Origin of the sequence: Bradyrhizobium hipponense, assembly GCF_008123965.1 — a bacterium.
GTDB classification, from domain to species: Bacteria; Pseudomonadota; Alphaproteobacteria; order Rhizobiales; family Xanthobacteraceae; genus Bradyrhizobium; species Bradyrhizobium hipponense.
Window position 1 is genome coordinate 34227 of the sequence record NZ_VSTH01000030.1, and the last position, 18995, is coordinate 53221.

The 18995-nt window shown below is 64.9% G+C and carries 20 protein-coding genes; 9 read left to right on the forward strand and 11 right to left on the reverse strand.

Annotation, left to right across the window (positions count from 1 at the left end; all coding sequences use genetic code 11):
* Position 1 precedes the first annotated feature (1 nt).
* The 7 genes from ribD to FXV83_RS10705 all read right to left on the reverse strand — a co-directional run bounded on the left by ribD (position 2) and on the right by FXV83_RS10705 (position 5358).
* Positions 2-1150 (reverse strand): bifunctional diaminohydroxyphosphoribosylaminopyrimidine deaminase/5-amino-6-(5-phosphoribosylamino)uracil reductase RibD, encoded by a 1149-nt coding sequence (ribD, locus tag FXV83_RS10675; RefSeq protein WP_148739132.1) that lies wholly within the window; start codon positions 1148-1150, stop codon positions 2-4.
* On the reverse strand, positions 1147-1629 hold the full coding sequence (gene nrdR, locus FXV83_RS10680; RefSeq protein WP_007603426.1) for a transcriptional regulator NrdR: 483 nt from the start codon (positions 1627-1629) through the stop codon (positions 1147-1149). The genes ribD and nrdR overlap by 4 nt, the downstream gene beginning before the upstream one ends.
* Before the next feature lie 15 nt (positions 1630-1644).
* Positions 1645-2955, reverse strand: a complete 1311-nt coding sequence (glyA, locus tag FXV83_RS10685; protein ID WP_148739133.1) for a serine hydroxymethyltransferase — start codon at positions 2953-2955, stop codon at positions 1645-1647.
* A gap of 269 nt (positions 2956-3224) precedes the next feature.
* Complete coding sequence (locus tag FXV83_RS10690; protein ID WP_014494771.1) at positions 3225-3446, reverse strand: hypothetical protein; 222 nt, start codon at positions 3444-3446, stop codon at positions 3225-3227.
* A 37-nt stretch (positions 3447-3483) separates the two neighbouring features.
* Positions 3484-3720, reverse strand: a complete 237-nt coding sequence (locus FXV83_RS10695; protein WP_148739134.1) for a hypothetical protein — start codon at positions 3718-3720, stop codon at positions 3484-3486.
* A 200-nt stretch (positions 3721-3920) separates the two neighbouring features.
* Complete coding sequence (ldtR, locus tag FXV83_RS10700) at positions 3921-4439, reverse strand: transcriptional regulator LdtR (RefSeq protein WP_007603420.1); 519 nt, start codon at positions 4437-4439, stop codon at positions 3921-3923.
* A gap of 415 nt (positions 4440-4854) precedes the next feature.
* Positions 4855-5358, reverse strand: a complete 504-nt coding sequence (locus tag FXV83_RS10705) for a DUF6163 family protein (RefSeq protein WP_148739135.1) — start codon at positions 5356-5358, stop codon at positions 4855-4857.
* Between the two features lie 122 nt (positions 5359-5480).
* Between FXV83_RS10705 and hemB the strand changes: the two genes are divergently transcribed.
* The 3 genes from hemB to FXV83_RS10720 all read left to right on the forward strand — a co-directional run bounded on the left by hemB (position 5481) and on the right by FXV83_RS10720 (position 8320).
* Positions 5481-6542, forward strand: coding sequence for a porphobilinogen synthase (gene hemB / locus FXV83_RS10710; RefSeq protein WP_148739136.1), 1062 nt, complete (start codon positions 5481-5483; stop codon positions 6540-6542).
* A 302-nt stretch (positions 6543-6844) separates the two neighbouring features.
* On the forward strand, positions 6845-7396 hold the full coding sequence (locus tag FXV83_RS10715; protein WP_187435817.1) for an RDD family protein: 552 nt from the start codon (positions 6845-6847) through the stop codon (positions 7394-7396).
* A 147-nt stretch (positions 7397-7543) separates the two neighbouring features.
* On the forward strand, positions 7544-8320 hold the full coding sequence (locus tag FXV83_RS10720) for an arginyltransferase (RefSeq protein WP_148739138.1): 777 nt from the start codon (positions 7544-7546) through the stop codon (positions 8318-8320).
* 122 nt (positions 8321-8442) lie between these two features.
* On the opposite strand, the gene FXV83_RS10725 is transcribed toward FXV83_RS10720, so the two are convergent.
* Positions 8443-9798, reverse strand: coding sequence for an Nramp family divalent metal transporter (locus FXV83_RS10725; RefSeq protein WP_148739139.1), 1356 nt, complete (start codon positions 9796-9798; stop codon positions 8443-8445).
* A gap of 157 nt (positions 9799-9955) precedes the next feature.
* Here FXV83_RS10725 and FXV83_RS10730 point away from each other — a divergent pair, with 157 nt between their 5' ends.
* On the forward strand, positions 9956-11200 hold the full coding sequence (locus FXV83_RS10730; RefSeq protein ID WP_148739140.1) for an MFS transporter: 1245 nt from the start codon (positions 9956-9958) through the stop codon (positions 11198-11200).
* 108 nt (positions 11201-11308) lie between these two features.
* Here FXV83_RS10730 and FXV83_RS10735 read toward each other — a convergent pair whose 3' ends face one another.
* Positions 11309-12568: an adenylate/guanylate cyclase domain-containing protein gene (locus FXV83_RS10735; protein ID WP_148739141.1), complete on the reverse strand. Its 1260-nt coding sequence runs from the start codon at positions 12566-12568 to the stop codon at positions 11309-11311.
* Positions 12569-12734: 166 nt separating this feature from the next.
* Here FXV83_RS10735 and FXV83_RS10740 point away from each other — a divergent pair, with 166 nt between their 5' ends.
* Positions 12735-13892: an MFS transporter gene (locus FXV83_RS10740; protein ID WP_148739142.1), complete on the forward strand. Its 1158-nt coding sequence runs from the start codon at positions 12735-12737 to the stop codon at positions 13890-13892.
* Positions 13893-13923: 31 nt separating this feature from the next.
* Positions 13924-14118 carry a hypothetical protein gene (locus FXV83_RS10745; protein ID WP_148739143.1) on the forward strand — a complete coding sequence of 65 codons (195 nt, stop codon included), beginning with the start codon at positions 13924-13926 and terminating at the stop codon, positions 14116-14118.
* A gap of 8 nt (positions 14119-14126) precedes the next feature.
* On the opposite strand, the gene FXV83_RS10750 is transcribed toward FXV83_RS10745, so the two are convergent.
* Both FXV83_RS10750 and dmeF read right to left on the reverse strand, forming a co-directional pair.
* Positions 14127-14954, reverse strand: coding sequence for an N-acyl homoserine lactonase family protein (locus FXV83_RS10750; protein ID WP_148739144.1), 828 nt, complete (start codon positions 14952-14954; stop codon positions 14127-14129).
* A gap of 80 nt (positions 14955-15034) precedes the next feature.
* On the reverse strand, positions 15035-15988 hold the full coding sequence (gene dmeF, locus FXV83_RS10755; RefSeq protein ID WP_148739145.1) for a CDF family Co(II)/Ni(II) efflux transporter DmeF: 954 nt from the start codon (positions 15986-15988) through the stop codon (positions 15035-15037).
* Between the two features lie 195 nt (positions 15989-16183).
* Here dmeF and FXV83_RS10760 point away from each other — a divergent pair, with 195 nt between their 5' ends.
* The 3 genes from FXV83_RS10760 (at position 16184) to FXV83_RS10770 (ending at position 18990) form a co-directional block, all read left to right on the forward strand.
* Complete coding sequence (locus tag FXV83_RS10760) at positions 16184-17002, forward strand: chromate resistance protein ChrB domain-containing protein (RefSeq protein WP_148739146.1); 819 nt, start codon at positions 16184-16186, stop codon at positions 17000-17002.
* Positions 17002-18387 carry a chromate efflux transporter gene (chrA, locus tag FXV83_RS10765; RefSeq protein WP_148739147.1) on the forward strand — a complete coding sequence of 462 codons (1386 nt, stop codon included), beginning with the start codon at positions 17002-17004 and terminating at the stop codon, positions 18385-18387. The genes FXV83_RS10760 and chrA overlap by 1 nt, the downstream gene beginning before the upstream one ends.
* Before the next feature lie 189 nt (positions 18388-18576).
* Positions 18577-18990 carry a nitronate monooxygenase gene (locus FXV83_RS10770; RefSeq protein ID WP_187435818.1) on the forward strand — a complete coding sequence of 138 codons (414 nt, stop codon included), beginning with the start codon at positions 18577-18579 and terminating at the stop codon, positions 18988-18990.
* Positions 18991-18995: the final 5 nt, after the last annotated feature.

The following is an 18995-nucleotide window of genomic DNA, read 5'->3' on the forward strand; positions in this document are numbered from 1 at the left end:
GTTAGGCGCGCTCATAGACGGTGAGGGTATCGTGGTCGAATGTCTCGCTAGCATGAACGCGGAAGCCCTGCGACTGCGTGATTTTCGACAGGGGCAATGCATCGAGCGCATCCACGCCGTCGCTGCCCACCTCTTGCGTTCCGCGGAACAGCCAGATCTCGTCAACCAGGTCGGCGGCCACAAATGACGCGGCAACGCGGCTGCCGCCCTCGACCATCAACCGCCTGATGCCCTTCTCGGCGAGCGCATGCAGCACGGCGGCAAGATCGAGCCCGGATGCGTGCCCCCGCGGCACGCGGATGACCTGCGCGCCGGCAGCGCCGAGCCGCATCGCCGCTGCGGCTTCGGCGAGCTCGGAGCCCACTACCCAGAGCGGCGTCTCGCGCGCGGTACGCACCAGCTGGCTCGATGCCGGAATGCGCAGGCTCTGGTCGAGCACCACTCGCACCGGCGAGCGCGCCGCCATCCCGGGCAGGCGGCAGGTGAGCTGCGGATCATCCGCCAGCACCGTGCCGATGCCGACGAGGATGGCGTCACTCTGCGCGCGCAACAGATGCACGCGATTGCGCGCGGCTTCACCCGTGATTGCGGCCGGCTTGCCGCCGGCGGCGCCGATCTTGCCGTCGGGCGAAACCGCGAGCTTGAGGATTACATGCGGGCGCTTGTCGCGGACACGGCGGAAATGCCCGGCATGATCGAACGCGGCCTCCGCCGCGCACAGGCCCACATCCACCGTGATACCGGCGGCGCGCAAGCGCGCATGGCCCTGCCCCGCCACTTCCGGATTGGGATCCTCGATCGCCGCCACCACGCGCTTGATGCCGGCTGCGATCACCGCATCGGCGCATGGCGGCGACTTGCCGAAATGCGAGCACGGCTCGAGCGTGACATAGAGCGTCGCGCCGCGCGCCGCCTCTCCGGCCCGCCGCAGCGCCTCAGGTTCGGCATGCGGCCGCCCGCCTGCTTGAGTCCAGCCGCGGCCCAGGATCACCCCGTCCTTGACGATGACGGCGCCGACGGCCGGATTAGGCGAGGTGCGCCCCTGCCCGCGCCGTCCCAGCGCGAGCGCAAGCTGCATGAAGCGACGATCGGCATCCTTGGACTCGCGGGCCTTCTGCGCGAACTGATCTTCCAGGATCCGGAAGATCATTTGCGGATCGCGGCGAGCCGCGCTTCCTCCTCGCCGGAAAGCTCGCCGAGCACGTCGGCGAAATCCTTGGCCTCGCGGAAATTGCGGTAGACCGAGGCGAAACGCACATAGGCGACGTCATCGAGCGTGCGCAGATGCTCCATCACGGTCTCGCCGATCACCTCGGAGGAGATTTCGGCTTCGCCCCCGGTCTCGAGCTCGCGCACGATGGTGGAGACCATCTTCTCCACCCGCTCCGGCTCGACCTGCCGCTTGCGCAAGCTGATCGACACCGAGCGCATCAGCTTGTCGCGATCGAACGGCACGCGGCGGCCGTTGCGCTTGATCACAGTGAGCTCGCGCAGCTGCACGCGCTCGAAAGTGGTGAAGCGGAAATTGCAGGCGACGCACACGCGCCGCCTGCGGATCACGGAAGAGTCCTCGGTCGGACGCGAGTCCTTTACCTGCGTATCGAGACTGTTGCAGTTCGGACAGCGCATCCGCTTGGCCCAGCCTTACTGATAGATCGGAAACCGATCGGTGAGCGCCTTGACCCGTTCCTTGATCGCGGCCTCGACCAGCGGCGCCTTGCCGTCGGACGATTGCGCGATCGCGTTCAACACCTCGGCGATCATGCCGCCGACCTGCTGGAATTCAGCGACACCGAAGCCGCGGGTGGTCGCAGCCGGCGTGCCGAGCCGAATCCCGGAGGTCACGAAGGGCGATTCGGGGTCGAACGGAATACCGTTCTTGTTGCAGGTGATGGCGGCGCGGACCAGCGCCTTCTCCGAGGCGTTGCCCTTCAGGCCTTTTGGCCTGAGGTCGACGAGCATCAGATGATTGTCGGTGCCGCCGGAGACAATATCGAACCCGTGGCTCTTGAGCGTCTCGGCCAGAGCCTTGGCGTTCTCGACGACGTTCTTCGCATAGACCTTGAAGTCCGGCCGCAGCGCCTCGCCGAAGGCCACCGCCTTCGCCGCGATCACATGCATCAAAGGTCCGCCCTGGAGGCCCGGGAAGATCGCCGAGTTGAGCTTCTTAGTCAGCGTCTCATCATTCCACAGCATCAAACCGCCGCGCGGGCCGCGCAGCGACTTGTGCGTCGTCGTGGTGGTGACGTGCGCATACGGCACCGGCGAGGCATGCGCGCCGCCGGCGACGAGGCCGGCAAAGTGCGCCATGTCGACCAGCAGATAGGCGCCGATGCTGTCCGCGATCTCTCGGAAGCGCTTGAAATCCCAGGCGCGCGAATAGGCCGAGCCGCCGGCGATGATCAGCTTCGGCTTGATCTGCTCGGCCTGCTTAGCCACGGCGTCCATGTCGATGATCTGGTCCTCGCGGCGCACGGTGTAATGCGCGGCCTTGAACCACTTGCCGCTCATGTTGACGGGCGAGCCGTGGGTGAGATGGCCGCCAGCCGCAAGGTCGAGACCCATGAAGGTATCGCCGGGCTGCAGCAGCGCCAGAAACACCGCCTGATTCATCTGGCTACCGGAGTTCGGCTGCACGTTGGCGAAGTTCGCGCCGAACAGCTTCTTGGCGCGATCGATCGCGAGGTTCTCGGCGACGTCGACCCACTCGCAACCGCCGTAGTAGCGCGCGCCTGGATAGCCCTCCGCATATTTGTTGGTCATCACCGAACCCTGCGCTTCCAGCACAGCGCGGCTGACAATGTTCTCGGAGGCGATCAGCTCGACCTCATGGCGCTGCCGGCCGAGCTCGCCCTTGATGGCGGCGGCGATTTCCGGGTCGGCCTGGTCGAGCGGGGCGGTGAAAAACGAATCGGGCGCGGAGGCGGACGCTGCAGAGTTCTTGGCGAAGGTCATCTTGCGAATATCTCCACCGCCGCAGCCTTTTAGCGGGCTACGGGCGGTCTGGTGTGGCGATCGGAAGCGGCGAGCGCGATCTACCACATTGCCCGCCCCCGGCCAAGTAGTTGCGGGTCGGGGCTGATATTTATGCAAGATATGGTGGCGCCTGGAGGAGGAGCCAGGCGGTCCTGTCGAACCGCCTGGTCGCATCCTTTCCCGAAAAAGGTCCGCTTTGGACCTTTAAACGCCTCGCGCGGCCAGCCGATGGCGCCGGCCAAGCTCCATTACAGCCCAGTATACCCCGCCTTCACCGGGTCCACGCTGCCGTCGAGCTGGCGCAGATAGGTCAGGCCGCACACCGTCAACCTGTGAGGGTCCTTCTCGCCGGCTTCCATCAACGTATTCAGGTAATTCGTGACCTTGGCACGCGCCTCCTCGCTCGCCGCCGCGGTGCGATTGGCGAGCAGGTCATAGGTCTGCATGATGCGGTCAATGGCAGCTTCCATGGCACCCTCTGGTTCTTGCCGAGTTTGGGAGTTTTGATCAGGCAACCGCTTTGGCCTCGGACTGCGCCTCGAACTTGAGGATGGCCTTGTTGGCCAGCCTGATCTTGTTGAATTCGCCGTTCTGGAACAGTTTGACGACGATCTCGAGCAGGTGTTCGTCGGTGACGAGGCTGTCGGGAATCGCACCGGAGCGGCGAAGATAATTCGCGGCGATGGCATAGGCCTCGCTTACGAGTTCCACGTTCATCGCCCCCAAGCCACGCTCGACCAGCATCGTCAGCCTCCGATCCGGAGGGGATAAGCGCCGAGCCGGGAACTCGTTCCTCCCGGCCAGAGATTTTTTTCGCAACTGCAAAAAATGGCAAAACGCACCGGTCCGGGCAAAGCCGGGCCGGCGCGCTTGGGGAAGTGAGGCACGTTCGGGAGGTTTGCCGGTCTTGTATGGGCCGGCTTGGCCTTACCGTCGAAATGAACTCAGAGACGATACAGGATCTGGTCGGTCCAGAAGCGCTCGAGCCGATGCAGCGACTTGTTGAGGGTCGAGAACTCCTCGCCCGAGATGCCGCCGACCTGCTCCACCGTCTTGACGTGCTTCTGGTAGAGAGAATCGACGATGCGGCGGACTTCCTGGCCCTGCGGGGTCAGGCGGATGCGCACCGAGCGACGATCGACGCGCGAGCGCTGATGATCGAGGAAGCCGAGCTCGACGAGCTTCTTCAGATTGTAGGAGACGTTGGAGCCGAGATAGTAACCGCGCGTGCGCAGCTCGCCCGCAGTCAGCTCCTTGTCGCCGATGTTGTAGAGCAAGAGCGCCTGCACCGAATTGATGTCGGCGCGACCACGACGATCGAACTCGTCCTTGATGACGTCGAGCAGGCGGCGATGCAGCCGCTCCACCAGAGTCAAAGCTTCCAGATAGAGCGTCTGCACCGAGCCCTGCTGGCCGGAGACGCGTTCTGCGGTATCTGCCGCGGTTGCGACGGCTTTCATCATGACACTTCCCCTGTTGTCGTTTTTATCGACACTTATTCGACGAAACTTGTGTCCCGTCTGATAGGTGCAACTTAAGGGGGCCCGTTTGAAGATCGGCTTAAATAAGAGAATAAAGAGATCATGAATTTAAGACAGTGAATTGCGGATTAAGCCTGTCCCGCAAGGGCTTTTCGCAACCCTCTGTTGACCGTCGCAAGGTCCTGTTCACCCTCCGTCCGCCGCCTCTGTCGCATTCCAGTACAGGCCGCCCCGTTTCGAAACGCACGCGTAACGGCTGTGGCGGAATCCACGGAGTCAATGAAAAGTTACCGCAAATTTTAGGCAACCAACGGTCAACCAAGCAGACACAACTGTGTCCCGGACGAGCGCAGCAAGGCAAGCGCAGCGCAGGAGAGTTCAAGCGATCAACAGCGCGCTACGGCGGTCGCTCGCGCGCGGCCATCCAGGCGAGCGCGAGATAAGCGGCGAGCATAAAGGCTTCCACGCCGACAACGATCAGGCTACCGCCATAGATTCCCGGGAACATCAGTTCGATCACCGCCATTGACACGACGGTCGTCAGCCAGACCACCGCCCCCCAGGGCGTTGCCAGCCACAGCCCGACCGCGGCAACGAGCTCGATCACGGCGAAGTAGATGGTCGAGGCCTGCCAGGCCATCGCCTGGTTCTCGAACGCCTCGTCCTCGCCGCCGACGAAGCCCGTGACCTGCGCCCAGTGATAGAGGCCCTTGAGGATCGACAGCAACGCCATCACCCGCAGGAACAACACCAGGCGGCGCGTCCAGACATTGTCGTCGGACTCCTGGCGCTCCGACGAGATCGCAGCCACCGACATTGCGCTGTCTCTGGCATTGTCTCTGGCAGCGTCCCTGGCATTGGCGCTGTCGCGGGCCGCGTCGCGGGTTGAGATCTCGGACATGGCCCCTTCTGGCTGCTTCGCCCCGCAAAATCAATCGGCTGCCACCCCTTGCGGCAGGTCAAGCCGCGGTGACGGGAACCATGCGAGCTGGTATAAGAATAATTCCAGCCGGAGGAAGTCTAATGGCGATCAAATACGGGCGTCCGATCGAGCTCCGCGAGATTTCGCGCCGGGATGGCGCGACAGCCTCCCCTGCCCTCGATCTGACCGTCCGGCCGCGCCGCAACCGCAAGGCCGAATGGGCCCGGCGCATGGTGCGGGAGAACGTGCTCACCACCGACGACCTGATCTGGCCGCTGTTTTTGATCGATGGCAACGGCAAGCGCGAACAGATTGCCTCGATGCCGGGCGTCGACCGTCTCAGCGTCGACCAGGCCGTGCGCGAGGCCGAGCGCGCCATGAAGCTTACCATCCCCTGCATCGCGCTGTTTCCCTACACCGACCCGTCCTTGCGCGACGAGGAAGGAACGGAAGCAACCAACCCGGACAATCTCGTCTGCCGGACCGTGCGCGCGATCAAGAAGGAATTTCCCGATCTCGGCATTCTCTGCGACGTCGCGCTCGATCCCTTTACCAGCCACGGCCATGACGGGCTGATCGCCGACGGCAAGATCCTGAACGACGAGACGGTCGCAGTCCTGGTGCGCCAGGCCTTGGTGCAGGCCGAGGCCGGGTGCGACATTATCGCGCCGTCGGACATGATGGACGGCCGCGTAGCCGCGATCCGCGAAGGGCTGGATCGCACAGGGCTGCTTGACGTGCAGATCATGGCTTATGCGGCAAAGTACGCCTCCGCCTTCTACGGCCCGTTCCGCGACGCCATCGGCTCGGCCAAGACGCTCACCGGCGACAAGCGCACCTACCAGATGGATAGCGCCAACTCCGACGAAGCGCTGCGCGAGGTCGAGCTCGACATCTCCGAGGGCGCCGACATGGTGATGGTGAAGCCCGGCATGCCCTATCTCGACGTCGTGCGGCGCGTGAAGGACACATTTGCGATGCCGACCTTCGCCTACCAGGTCTCCGGCGAATACGCGATGATCGCCGCAGCCGCGGGCAACGGCTGGCTCGACGGCGATCGCGCGATGATGGAGAGCCTGCTGGCCTTCAAGCGCGCCGGTGCCGACGGCGTGCTCAGCTATTTCGCGCCGAAGGCTGCGGAGCAGTTGAAGGCGCAGGGATAAGGTAATTTGTCGTCCCAGCGGAGGCCGGACCCATATCGCGTGATTTATTCGCGTGATTTATCCATGATGCGCAATATTGCTACCGGCGAAAGGATCTACTGACGTCTTCGCCAAACTGCTCCCTGGGATCATGGGTCCCCGCCTTCCCTGGGGGGTAGCGGCACAACAGCGCGCCTCCTTCCTTCTCACACCCCGCCCCCGAATCGCCGGAATATTTCGGCTTGTTAATCTCGGCGCCCTTGGCACGTGAATGGCCTGTCACCATGTCCTGCCATGGGAGTTTCCCCTCGGGAGGACGGACTATGTCGTATTCGGACTCGGGCAATTCAGGTCCCCAAGCGGACGCTTGGCGCAGCGACCGCGGGGTTCATGCCTATGATCCCTCCTTGCATCCGGAACTGTTCCGCGGTGTCGCGACCCGGCGGGTGTTTGCATTCCTGATCGACATGATCGTGATCTCGGTGCCGATCATCCTCGGCTACCTCTTCATCGCCGTGTTCGGCGTGGTCACGCTCGGCCTTGGCTGGATGTTGTTCTGGCTGGCCTGGCCGGCCTCCGTGATCTGGGCCATTGTCTATTACGGCGCCTGCATCGGAGGTCCCCACTCGGCGACGCTCGGGATGCGGGTCATGGATCTGGAGTTGCGAACCTGGTACGGCGCACCCGGCTATTTCGTGCTTGGCGCCACGCACGCCGTGCTGTTCTGGGTGACGGTCTCGTTCCTGTCACCCTTGGTGGTCCTGGTCGGGCTGTTCAACGGCCGTCGGCGCCTGCTGCATGATTTCGTCTTGGGAACGGTCATCATCAACAATTCCGTCCGGGCGCCGCTGCCTCAGGCCGCCAGGAGCTACTGAGTAAGCGCTACTGATCAGGAGCTACTGATCAAGGACCTATCAACCAGGACCGACTAAACTGACTGATCTGACCTGCTGAGCAGACCGATTGACCGAGAGCTTTCGTAGCGCGATGCTGACACACATTTCGGAGGCCCACGACGTCCCTTGACCCAGCACTCGCGCGACACCCCGCAGTTTTACCTCACTGCCCCCTCCCCCTGCCCCTATCTGCCGGGCCGGCATGAGCGCAAGGTGTTTACGCACCTCGTGGGGGAGCGTGCCGGCGACCTCAACGACCTGCTGACCCATGGCGGCTTCCGCCGCAGCCAGTCGATCGCCTACCGGCCCGCCTGCGACCAGTGCCGCGCCTGCGTCTCGGTCCGCGTGATCGCCAACGAGTTCCGCCCTTCACGCAACTTCCGGAAGGTGCTGGCCCGCAACGCCGACATCATCGGCGAGCAGCGCAGCGCGGTACCGACTTCCGAGCAATATTCGGTGTTCCGCGCCTATCTCGACGCCCGCCACCGCCATGGTGGCATGGCCGACATGACGGTGCTCGACTACGCCATGATGGTCGAGGACAGCCATGTCGAGACCCGCATCATCGAGTACCGCAAGCGCGGTCCCGACAGCGGCATCACCGGCCGCGGCGAGGAGCTGATCGCGGTCGCGCTCACCGACGTGCTCAGCGACGGCCTGTCGATGGTCTATTCCTTCTTCGACCCGGGACAGGTGAGCCGCTCGATGGGCACCTTCATGATCCTCGACCACATCGCCCGCGCCCGCCGGCAAGGGCTGCCTTACGTCTATCTCGGCTACTGGATCGATGGCTCCAAGAAGATGGACTACAAGGCCCGCTTCCTGCCGCAACAGCGGCTCGCGCCGTCAGGCTGGCTGCGCGTCGACGCACAGGGCGATGCTGCGTCCGAGCCGCAGGATTAGCTCTCCGTCATGCCCCGGCTTGACCGGGGCATCCAGTCCGTCGCGGCGTCTCGGCTCAATCACAACTGTCTCTGGAATACTGGGTCGTCCGGCCAAGCCGGACGACGACGGCCGTGGTGTGTTCACCCGAACAACGTATCCGCCAGCAGCTTCACGTTCAAAATCACGATGACGCCCGCCACGATCCACGCGATCGCGGCGACTGACGCGGATATTGCGAACTTGCCCATCTTGCGGCGGTCGGAGACGAAGCGGACGAGCGGGATGACGGCGAAGGGCAACTGCATCGACAGCACGACCTGGCTGAACACCAGCAAATCGGCGGTGCCGCGTTCGCCGTAGATCGCGGTGACGATGATCACCGGGATGATCGCAATGCCGCGCGTGAGCAAACGCCGCGCCCAGCTCGGCAGGCGCAGGTCGAGAAAACCCTCCATCACGATCTGGCCGGCGAGCGTCGCAGTGACGGTTGAATTGAGGCCCGACGCGAGCAGCGCGATCGCAAACAGCATCGAGGCGATGCCGAGGCCAAGCAGCGGCGAGAGCAGCTCGAAAGCCTGGCCGATCTCGGCGACGTCGGAATGGCCGGTCTTGTGGAAGGTCGCGGCCGCCACCACCAGGATCGCGGCGTTGATGAACAGCGCCAGCATCAGCGCGATGGTCGAGTCCGTCGTCGCCCATTTGATCGCCTCGCGCCGGCCGGCGTCGTTGCGCTCATAGGCGCGGGTCTGCACGATCGAGGAGTGCAGATAGAGATTATGCGGCATCACGGTGGCGCCGATGATGCCGATCGCGATGTAGAGCATCTCCGGATTGGTGAAGATCTCCGTCGATGGCACGAAGCCCCTCAACATCGCGGCAACCGGCGGCGCTGCCGCGGCAATCTGGATCGTGAAGCAAGCCGCAATCACGACCAGCAGCGCGATGACGAAAGCCTCCAGGAAACGGAAACCGCGGTTCATCAGGACGAGAAGCAGGAAGGCATCCAGCGCGGCAATCAATGCGCCGCCGATCAGGGGAATGCCGAACAGGAGTTTGAGCGCAATCGCGGTACCAATGACCTCGGCGAGGTCGCAGGCGATGATCGCCGCCTCGCAGGCGAGCCACAGCATGAAGTTCACGGCCGGCGAATAGCTCGCGCGGCAGGCCTGCGCGAGATCACGATCGGTGACGATGCCGAGCCGCGCCGCCAGTGACTGGAGCAGGATCGCCATCAGGTTCGAGAGCAGGATGACCGAGAGCAGCGTGTAGCCGAACTTCGATCCACCGGCGAGGTCGGTGGCCCAGTTGCCGGGGTCCATGTAGCCGACCGAGACAAGATAGCCCGGACCGACAAAGGCGAGCAGCCGTCGCCACCAGAGGCCGGCGGCGGGAATGGGGACGGTGCCATTCACCTCGGCGAGGCTCTTGGTGGTGGGTGCGTCGGAGCGCCAGCCGGCGGCGTCGCGGGTCGTCAGGTCGGGTGATCGGGCATCCATGGGCGGAGAATACCGAAATCGAACCTTATTGCAACTCATTTGCAACTGCATCTAGCGTTATCAGCTTCCCTTGCGGACGCACTGTCGGGAAGCGGGTGGGTTTGGCCGGGGTCGGCGGCGGATACTGGCGCAAACGCGACTTTGCAGGATATGCGCTATGTCAACGACGCCGAGTCTTCCCGACACCTTCAACCGCCTCGCCTGGTCCAACCTCGCGGCACAATCGGCCGAGCAGATCGCACTGGCCGCAGCCCCGATCGTCGCCGTGCTGACGTTCGGCGTCGCCGAGGGCCAGACCGGCCTGTTGCAGACCGCCCTCACCCTGCCCTTCGTGCTGTTCGCCATTCCGGCCGGCCTGCTCGCCGACCGCATCTCGCGCCGCTCGCTGATGGCGGGCGCCGAGGCGCTGCGGGCCGGCGCCCTCGCTGCCATCGTGCTCTTGCTCGCACTGGGTGCCCTCAACCTGCCTCTGCTGGCGCTGCTCGGCTTTGCCGCGGTGTGCGGCACCGTCGTCTACAGCGTGGCCGCGCCGGCCCTGGTGCCCTCGCTAGTGAGTTCGGACCTCTTGCCCGCGGCCAATGCCCGGATCGAGCTGGCGCGCACCATCGCCTTCGCCAGCGGGCCCGCGCTCGGCGGCGCCCTGGTCGGCTGGTGGGGTGCCAGCCCCGCGTTCAGCTTTGCCGCGGCACTTTCGGCGATTGCGGTCGTGCTGCTCTCCGGCATCTACGAGCCTCCCCGCGCACCCACGCCGCGTCGCCATCCGCTTCAGGAGATCCGCGAGGGCGCGGCCTTCGTGTTCCACCACAAGCTGCTGCGGCCGGTGTTCATCACCCAGTTCATCTTCAACACCGGCTGGTTCCTCCAGATCGCGGTGTTCGTACCCTACGCCGTACGTCATCTCGATCTGACTGCGGCCGGCGTCGGCACTGTGCTAACCATGTACGGCGTCGGCATGGTGATCGGCGCGCTGTTCGCTACGCGGGTGATGACGCGCATCGCCTTCGGCACCGTGGTCGGCCTCGGCCCCGTCACCGGCTTCGTCGCTTCCGTCGTGATGGCACTGACGGTGCTGATCCCCTCGCCCTGGCTCGCGGGCCTCAGCTTCTTCCTGCTCGGCGTCGGACCGATCCTGTGGGTGATCTCGACCACGACCTTGCGCCAGTCCGTGACGCCGCCGCGCCTGCTCGGCCGCGTCTCCGCCATCAACATCATGAGCTACGGCGCCCGCCCGCTCGGCTCGGCAGTGGGGGCGACCGTCGGCGGGTTCTGGAGCGCGGAAGCGTGCCTCTATCTCGCGGCTGCCGTGTTCGGCGCACAGGCGCTGGTGATCCTCCTGTCGCCGGCGATGGCACTGGACCGGCAGCCGGAGATGGTGGAGGACGCAGTGCCGGTGCGGTGCTAGCCCTCCTCGTCGGTGCGAGCGTAGCGAAGCAATCCAGAAATCCCTCCGCAGAAAGACCTGGATTGCTTCGCTGCGCTCGCAATGACGGAGCTTGTTGAGGCAACGAGCCTAACCCGCCAGATACCGCTCGTAGCTCCCCGTCACCGGCTCGTTGCTGTCGACGTCCGGATCGAGCGTGTAGAGGTCCTGCGCGCGGCCGATGCCGCGCAGCGCGTAGCGGCCGGTCGAGACGAGATAGCGGCGGCCGGCGGCATCGAGCCCTTTGTAGAACTCGGCCGATGCCAGCAGTTCGCGATCGACCGAGCGGCTCATCGAGGCAATGCGGCTGACCTCGTTCACGGTCGGCCCCACCACCGTGAAGTCGAGCCGGTCCGCGCTGCCGATATTGCCGTAAAAGACCTCGCCGACATGCAGGCCGATATAGGCCGACGTGGTCGGACGTCCATCGGACTCTCGCCTTGCGTTCAGCGCCGCAACGTTCTTGCGGAACAGATGCTCGGCGCGCAGCGCAGCGCGCCGCGCATCCGCCATATCCTCGCCCCAGAACATCGCGAGCACGCCGTCGCCGATCAGCTTCAGCACGTCGCCGCCGGCATCGTGGATCGCATCGATCACGGCTTGCGCATAGTCGTTGAGGAACGGGATGATCTCGTCGGGACCGATGCTCTCGCTGATGCCGGTCGAGCCGCGCAAATCCGAGTACCACAGCACGGCGTTGATGCGCTCGGTGACGCCGCGTGAGATGCGTCCGCGTAGCACCTGCTCGGAGGCATCGCGCCCGAGATAAACGCGGCCGAGCGTGCGAGCGATGTCGACCTGCTGCGCCGACTTGATCGCGAGCCCCAGCACCGGCACGAGATCGCGCAGCGCCGCGAGCTCGGCCTCCCTAAAGCCGTCGGCGCGCCGCGTCGTCCAATAGGAATAGAGGCAGTCCATCTGCCCGAGCGCGCCATTCTCGCCGAAGCGATGCACGAAGGCGAGAAAATGCCGATGCCCCTTCTCGGCGAGCTCGCCGATTTGTGAAAACTCGAGCGAAGCGACATCGGCCAGGTCGATCACCATCTCGTCCTGGCCGTGCTCGAGCAGATGGAAGAACACTGAACGGCGCCAGTTCTTGTTCGGATCGCCCTCCGCAGTCGAGCCGTATTCGAAATTGTCGCTCTCGTTGCTGGAACGATCGGTCCAGCGGAAGCCTCGGCCTTCATAGATCGGATGCAGCGTATCGATGAAGACCAGCCCGCGCGACAGATCGAGCCCTTCGGCACGGCAGCGCTCACAGAAGCCGCGGAGCAGTTCGGGTTCAGGCAGGCCCGTGAGCCCCTGGCTCGCCAGCCAGTTCATCAACGCCAGGCGCGAGGACAATTGCATACGCCATTATGGCGTGCATTCGTGACGAACGAAAGGCCGCACGGACCGAGCGCAACCAAGGCTGCCGGCCGCGGCAGGTCGCATATGCCGCGGACGCTGTTGACGTGCTCTCGCCGCGGCTGCAAATGGAACCGATGACGCCACCACCGACCAGAATCAAAAGGACATGAGCCAGCGCCAGCTTCCGATCATCCTGGCGCTCGGCACCACGCAGACACTGGCCTGGGCCTCCAGCTATTATCTGCCGGCGCTGCTTGCCGATCCCATGGCGCGCGACCTCGGCGTCTCTTCCAACTGGATCTTTGGCGCGTTCTCGGCCTCGCTCGTGATCTCCGCAATGCTCGGCCCGCGCATCGGCCGGCAGATCGATCTCGTCGGCGGCCGGCAGGTGCTGTCGGCCTCGAATTTGACGATGGCGGCCGGCCTCGTCCTGCTCGGCCTCTCGCAATCGGTGGCCGTGATGGCGATCGCCTGGCTGGTGCTCGGCATCGGCATGGCGATGGGCCTCTACGATGCCGCCTTCGCTGCCCTCGGCCGCATCTACGGCACCGAGGCGCGCCACTCGATCACCGGCATCACGCTGATGGCGGGATTCGCCTCGACCATCGGCTGGCCGCTCACCGCCTGGGGCCTGTCGCATATCGGCTGGCGCGACACCTGCTTTGCCTGGGCCGCCGCCAATATCCTGATCGGCCTTCCCCTCAACTTCTTCGTGCTACCGACGATCAAGGGGGCCAGGCAGGCCGTGGCGACGGCGGAAAAGCCGCACGTGCCGCTCGACCGCACCATGATCCTGCTCGCCTTCATCTTCGCCGCGGTCTGGACCGTCACCGGCGCGATGGCGGCGCATTTTCCGCGCATCCTGGAGACAACGGGCGCGACGCCGGTCGAAGCGATCGCAGCCGGCGCACTGATCGGCCCGGCGCAAGTGGGCGCGCGCATTCTCGAAGCGGGCTTCCTGAGCCGCTTCCATCCGCTGTGGTCGACGCGCCTCGCATGCCTCACCCACCCGATCGGCGCGGTGGTCGTCGCGATCTTCGGGGGCGCCGCGGCCAGCGCGTTCGCACTGTTCCATGGGTCGGGCAACGGCATCCTGACCATCGCGCGCGGCACGCTGCCGCTGTCGATCTTTGGCCCGAAGAATTTCGGCTATCGCCTCGGCATCATCGGCGCGCCGGCGCGGATGGCGCAGGCTGTGGCGCCGCTAGCCTTCGGCCTGCTCATCGACGTCATGGGAGCCAAGGTGCTGATCGTCTCGTCCGCGCTCAGCCTCTCGGCGCTGGCCGCGTTGTTTCTCGTCCGAGCGGAGCGGCGAGCGGATTGACCGCGCTGCCGCTTTCGCGCACAAGCCGACCATGAGCGACGACGACACCGGCCCGCCCCGCACATTCAAAGGCCTTCTGCGCTGGGCAACCACGCCGCCGCAGGCCTGGGGCGTCTATCTCCTCGCCATCATTCTGGTCTGGCTGCTCTCGTTCTACGCCGGCACGCTGAAGCCGAAGAAGACACCGCAAGGCGAACCGCCGCCGATCACGGCGCCCAAAGGCTGATCAACGCCTCAGTCGTAAAACTCCGGCGACATCTTCTGGCTGTCGCGCTGGGCCTTGTCGTGGTTGATCCAGAGCTGCGCCTTCTCCTTGCCGAGCGTGTCGGCGATCTTCTGCATCGAGGCCGTCGTCTGGTCCTTGCTGACGTTCATGCTGGGCACACGACGGTTGTCCCAGTTATCCCTAAAGTGAACGGCATCGCCTGACAGCACCACCGCGCCGGTCTTCGGCAATTTCACCAGCAAGGACTGGTGTCCCGGCGTGTGACCAGGCGTCGACAGCACCGTCACGCTGCCGTCGCCGAACACGTCCTTGTCGCCCGACAACAGCTCGACGGGGTGCGAAGGCTTGAAGCGCGGCTCGTTGTTGGCGCCGGGCCAGTCATATTCGGTCTTCTGCACGAAGAGCACGGCCTGCGGGAACAGCTCGACATTTCCGGTGTGGTCCGGATGCGTGTGCGAGACGCCCACCGCCTTGATGTCCTCCGGTTTGAGTCCGAGCTGTTCGAGCTGGGCCTGCAGCGTCTTAGGCCGGCGCCAGGTCACGGCCTTGGGATCGGCGGGCACAAGCCCGTTCGGCATCGCGGCAACCGCATCGGCGATCCCGGTGTCCCACAGGAACCAGCCCTTGCTGTGCTTGATGAGATAGCAGGTGTCGACGAAGTCCATCGTCTTGCCCTCGTTTAGGCCGGGCGTCCAGCGCGAGATGTCGCCGGCGGTGCCCTCCCCGCAATTGAGGACATAGAGCTTTTCGACGCCGGTCTTTTCCGATTGCGCGGTGGCCCCGTGGCCGGACAGAGCGAGTATGATGACGGCGAAAGCGAGCTTGATCCGGGACATTGTTCTTGTTCCCCTGTTACAGCGATGCGCGACGAAGACCGAGGATCAACCCCGCCTGGTCCGCAGAATTCCCGACAGCCTCAATGCGGGCAGGTCTCGACTTCGACTGTGACGTGGCTGAGCCCCTTCAGGCCGGCGAGCCGCTTCTTGTAGACGGCCGGTTGCTTCGGCTTGTCCGACACCACCGAGACCAGCACGGCGCAATGGCCGGGGCCGACCTGCCAGAGATGCAGATCGGTGACGCGGTCGTCTCCGACCTCCATGCGTGCGCGAATGGTGCGCTCGAGCTTCTCGTCGGCGCGCACGTCGAGCAGTACCGCGCCGGAGCTCTTGATCAGCCCGAACGCCCAGCTCGCGATCACCGCGCTGCCGATCAGTCCCACAGCGGGATCGGCCCAGGCCCACCCCGAATACATCGCGACCGCGAGCGCTGCGATCGCCAGCACGGAAGTCGCGGCATCCGCCATGACATGGATGTAGGCCGCGCGGAGATTGTTGTCGTGATGAGGATGGTGGTGATCATGGTTGTGGTGATGATCGTGATGATCATCATGTGCATGCCCGTGGTGATGATCATGGCTGTCGCGCAGCAGCCAGGCGCTGGCGAGGTTGACGCATAGGCCGAGCACGGCCACCGCGATCGCCTCGCCATAGACGATCGGCACCGGCGTGATCAGCCGCAGCACGCTCTCATAGGCGATCTCGACCGCGATCAAGCCCAGAATGATTGCGCTGGCGAAGGCGGCGAGATCGCCGAACTTGCCGGTGCCGAAGGTGAAATGCGCGTTTCCCAGATGCCGGCGCGCGAAGCGGTAGGCGAACGCGGCGATGCCGAGCGCCGCGGCATGCGTTCCCATGTGCCAGCCGTCGGCGAGCAGCGCCATCGAGCCGAACAACGAGCCGGCGACGATCTCGCCGACCATCATGACCAGCGTCAGGACGACGACCAGCCAAGTGCGCCGCTCGTTCTCGTCGTGCCTCTCGCCCAGGAAGGCATGGTCATGGGTCCATTGTTCGACGGAATGGGAATGCATCGAAAATTCTCCGATAGGTCCGGCTCATTGACCCGCAATATAGACCTGCGGGTCTTCCAGGCAAAATCAGCGAAACGAGCCGATTGACAGGCCGGCGCGGTTTCGGTGTAATGACGGTCATGGGGATTTGAGCGATCTCCCCACGAGGCGACATGCCCAAGTATCGCGTCCCGTTTGATTTTACGAGGGCGCATCATGTCTTCCTACACGACGATATCATCTGACAAACTGGCGCGGTTGATCGGCACGGCGAACGCCCCTGCCCTGATTGACGTGCGCACGGACGAGGATTTTGCCGCCGACCAGCGGCTGATCCCCGGTTCGATCAAGCTCAGCCACGAGAAAGTCTCGGACTGGGGCGCCGACTTCGCCGGCCGCTCCGCGATTGTCTCATGCTTTCGCGGCGAAAAGCTTGCGCAGGGCACCGCGGCCTGGCTCAGGCAACTCGGAGTCCGCGCCGAGACGCTGGAAGGCGGCTTCGAGGGCTGGAAGGCGGCAAAACTGCCGCTGGTCGATACCCGCAAGCTGCCGCCGCGCGACGGCAGGGGCCGCACCGTCTGGGTGACGCGGGCGCGGCCCAAGATCGATCGCATCGCCTGTCCCTGGCTGATCCGCCGGTTCGTCGATCCCAATGCGGTGTTCCTGTTCGTGGCCCCCTCCGAAGTGGTCGCCGTCGGCGAGCGCTTCAACGCGGCGCCCTTCGACATCGAGAACGTGTTCTGGAGCCACCGTGGCGAGCTCTGCACCTTCGACGTGATGATCGAGGAGTTCGGGATTACCGCGCCGCCGCTGCTCCGGCTCGCAACGCTGGTGCGCGGCGCCGACACCGCGCGGCCCGACCTTGCGCCGGAGGCCCCCGGCTTGCTCGCAGCCTCGCTCGGGCTGTCGCGGATGTATGACGACGATCTCGAACAGCTCGAGGCCGGCATGCTGCTCTATGACGCCTTCTATCGCTGGTGCCGCGACGCGACCGGCGAGACCCACAACTGGCCGACCAACAAGGCGAAGGCGTAATGGATACCCGTACTATCGAAGCAGGAGCTGATGCCGGTCACGGCATCAGCTTCGGTGAAGCGTTTCGCGTCTGGCTCCGCGTCGCCTGCCTGAGTTTTGGCGGGCCCGCGGGCCAGATCGCGGTGATGCACCGCATCCTGGTCGAGGAGAAGAACTGGATCTCCGAAGGCCGCTTCCTGCATGCGCTGAACTACTGCATGCTGCTACCGGGTCCGGAGGCGCAGCAACTCGCCACCTATATCGGCTGGCTGATGCACCGCACCGCCGGCGGGCTGATGGCGGGCGGGCTGTTCATCCTGCCCGGCATCATCGCCATCATGGGCCTCAGCTACGTCTACGCCGCCTTCGGCAATGTCAGTTTCGTCGAGGCGCTGTTCTTCGGGCTGAAGGCCGCCGTGCTCGCCATCGTCGTCGAGGCCGTGGTTCGTGTCGGCAAGCGCGCGCTGAAGAACCGCATCATGATCGCGCTCGCCGCGATCGCCTTCGTCGCCATCTTCTTCTTCGCAGTTCCCTTCCCGATCATCATCATCGCCGCCGGCGTGATCGGCTATGTCGGTGCCAAACAGGGCCGTCCCGAGTTCGCGCCGGGCGGTCACGGCCACGGCGGCAACGGCGCCTTGGTCGACAGCATGCTCGGCGAAGCCGTGCCCGATCACGTCCGGCCCGACACCGGCCGCACGATCCGCGTCGGCGCGTTGTGGCTGGCGCTCTGGCTCATTCCGGTGATCGCGCTACTTCTGGTGCTCGGACAGGCCAACGCGTTCAGCCAGATCGCGCTGTTCTTCTCCAAGATGGCACTGGTCACGTTCGGCGGCGCCTATGCGGTGCTGGCTTACGTCGCCCAGCAGGCGGTCGAGCATTATCACTGGCTCAAGCCGGACGAGATGCTCGACGGCCTCGGCATGGCCGAGACCACGCCCGGTCCGCTGATCATGGTGCTCCAGTTCGTTGGCTTCATGGCGGCCTACCGCGATCCGAGCGGCCTGTCGCCGATGCTCGCGGCGACGCTCGGCGGCCTGCTCGCGACCTGGGTCACCTTCACGCCTTGCTTCCTCTGGATCTTCGTCGGCGCCCCCTATATCGAGCGGCTGCGCGGCAACACCGGCCTTGCCGGTGCGCTCAGCGCGATCACGGCCGCGGTCGTCGGCGTGATCCTCAACCTCTCGATCTGGTTCGCGCTGCACACCCTGTTCCGCGAGACCGTGCCGGTGCAGGCCTTTCCGTTCGCCTTCGACCAGCCGGTGCTGACGAGCGTCGACGTTCCCGCGCTGGTGCTGTCGATCGCAGCCGCAACCGCGATCTTCCGGCTCAAGCTTGGCATGCTCACCGTGCTCGCGGGCAGTTGCGCGGCGGGCGTGGTGCTGCGGCTAGTAGGGGTGATCTAGGACGTGGACTCATCGATTCGTCGCGTCGGGCTTGCTGTCGGAAGGCAACGTTGAATCCGACAGGGCTGTATGGCGGACTTGGGCCAACTCCGGACCTTCAGAGCGTGCCACCTTGCGTCGAGCGCGGTCGGCGATGTTTACTTCCGCTGCCAGCGGCAGGGCAAGGTCGCATATGTACGGGAGGCTGTCGTGTTGCGCACCCCGCTCTCTGATCTGTTGGCCATTGACGTGCCCGTCTTTGCCGCCCCGATGGGGTTTATCAGCGGGCCCGAGCTTGCGGCAGCGGTGAGCAATGCTGGCGGATTCGGCATCATATCATTTAGCGGCAACCCGCCGCCGGTGCTGCGCGAGGAGATTGGCCGCCTGCGGTCGCTCACGGACAAACCGTTCGGGGTCGGTGTATTGCTGGGCGGGCCGCATTTGCCATTTCCAATCGAGGCGATCATCGACGTGTGCCTCGAGGAGCGGGTTTCAGTGCTTTTGACATTTTGGGGCGATCCGACACCCTTTGTAGCTCCGGCCCATGCGGCAGGGGTGAAGGTGATCGACCAAGTTGGCTCAGTTGCCGACGCCCAGAGAGCGGCTCGTGCCCATTGGCGCTAAAATAG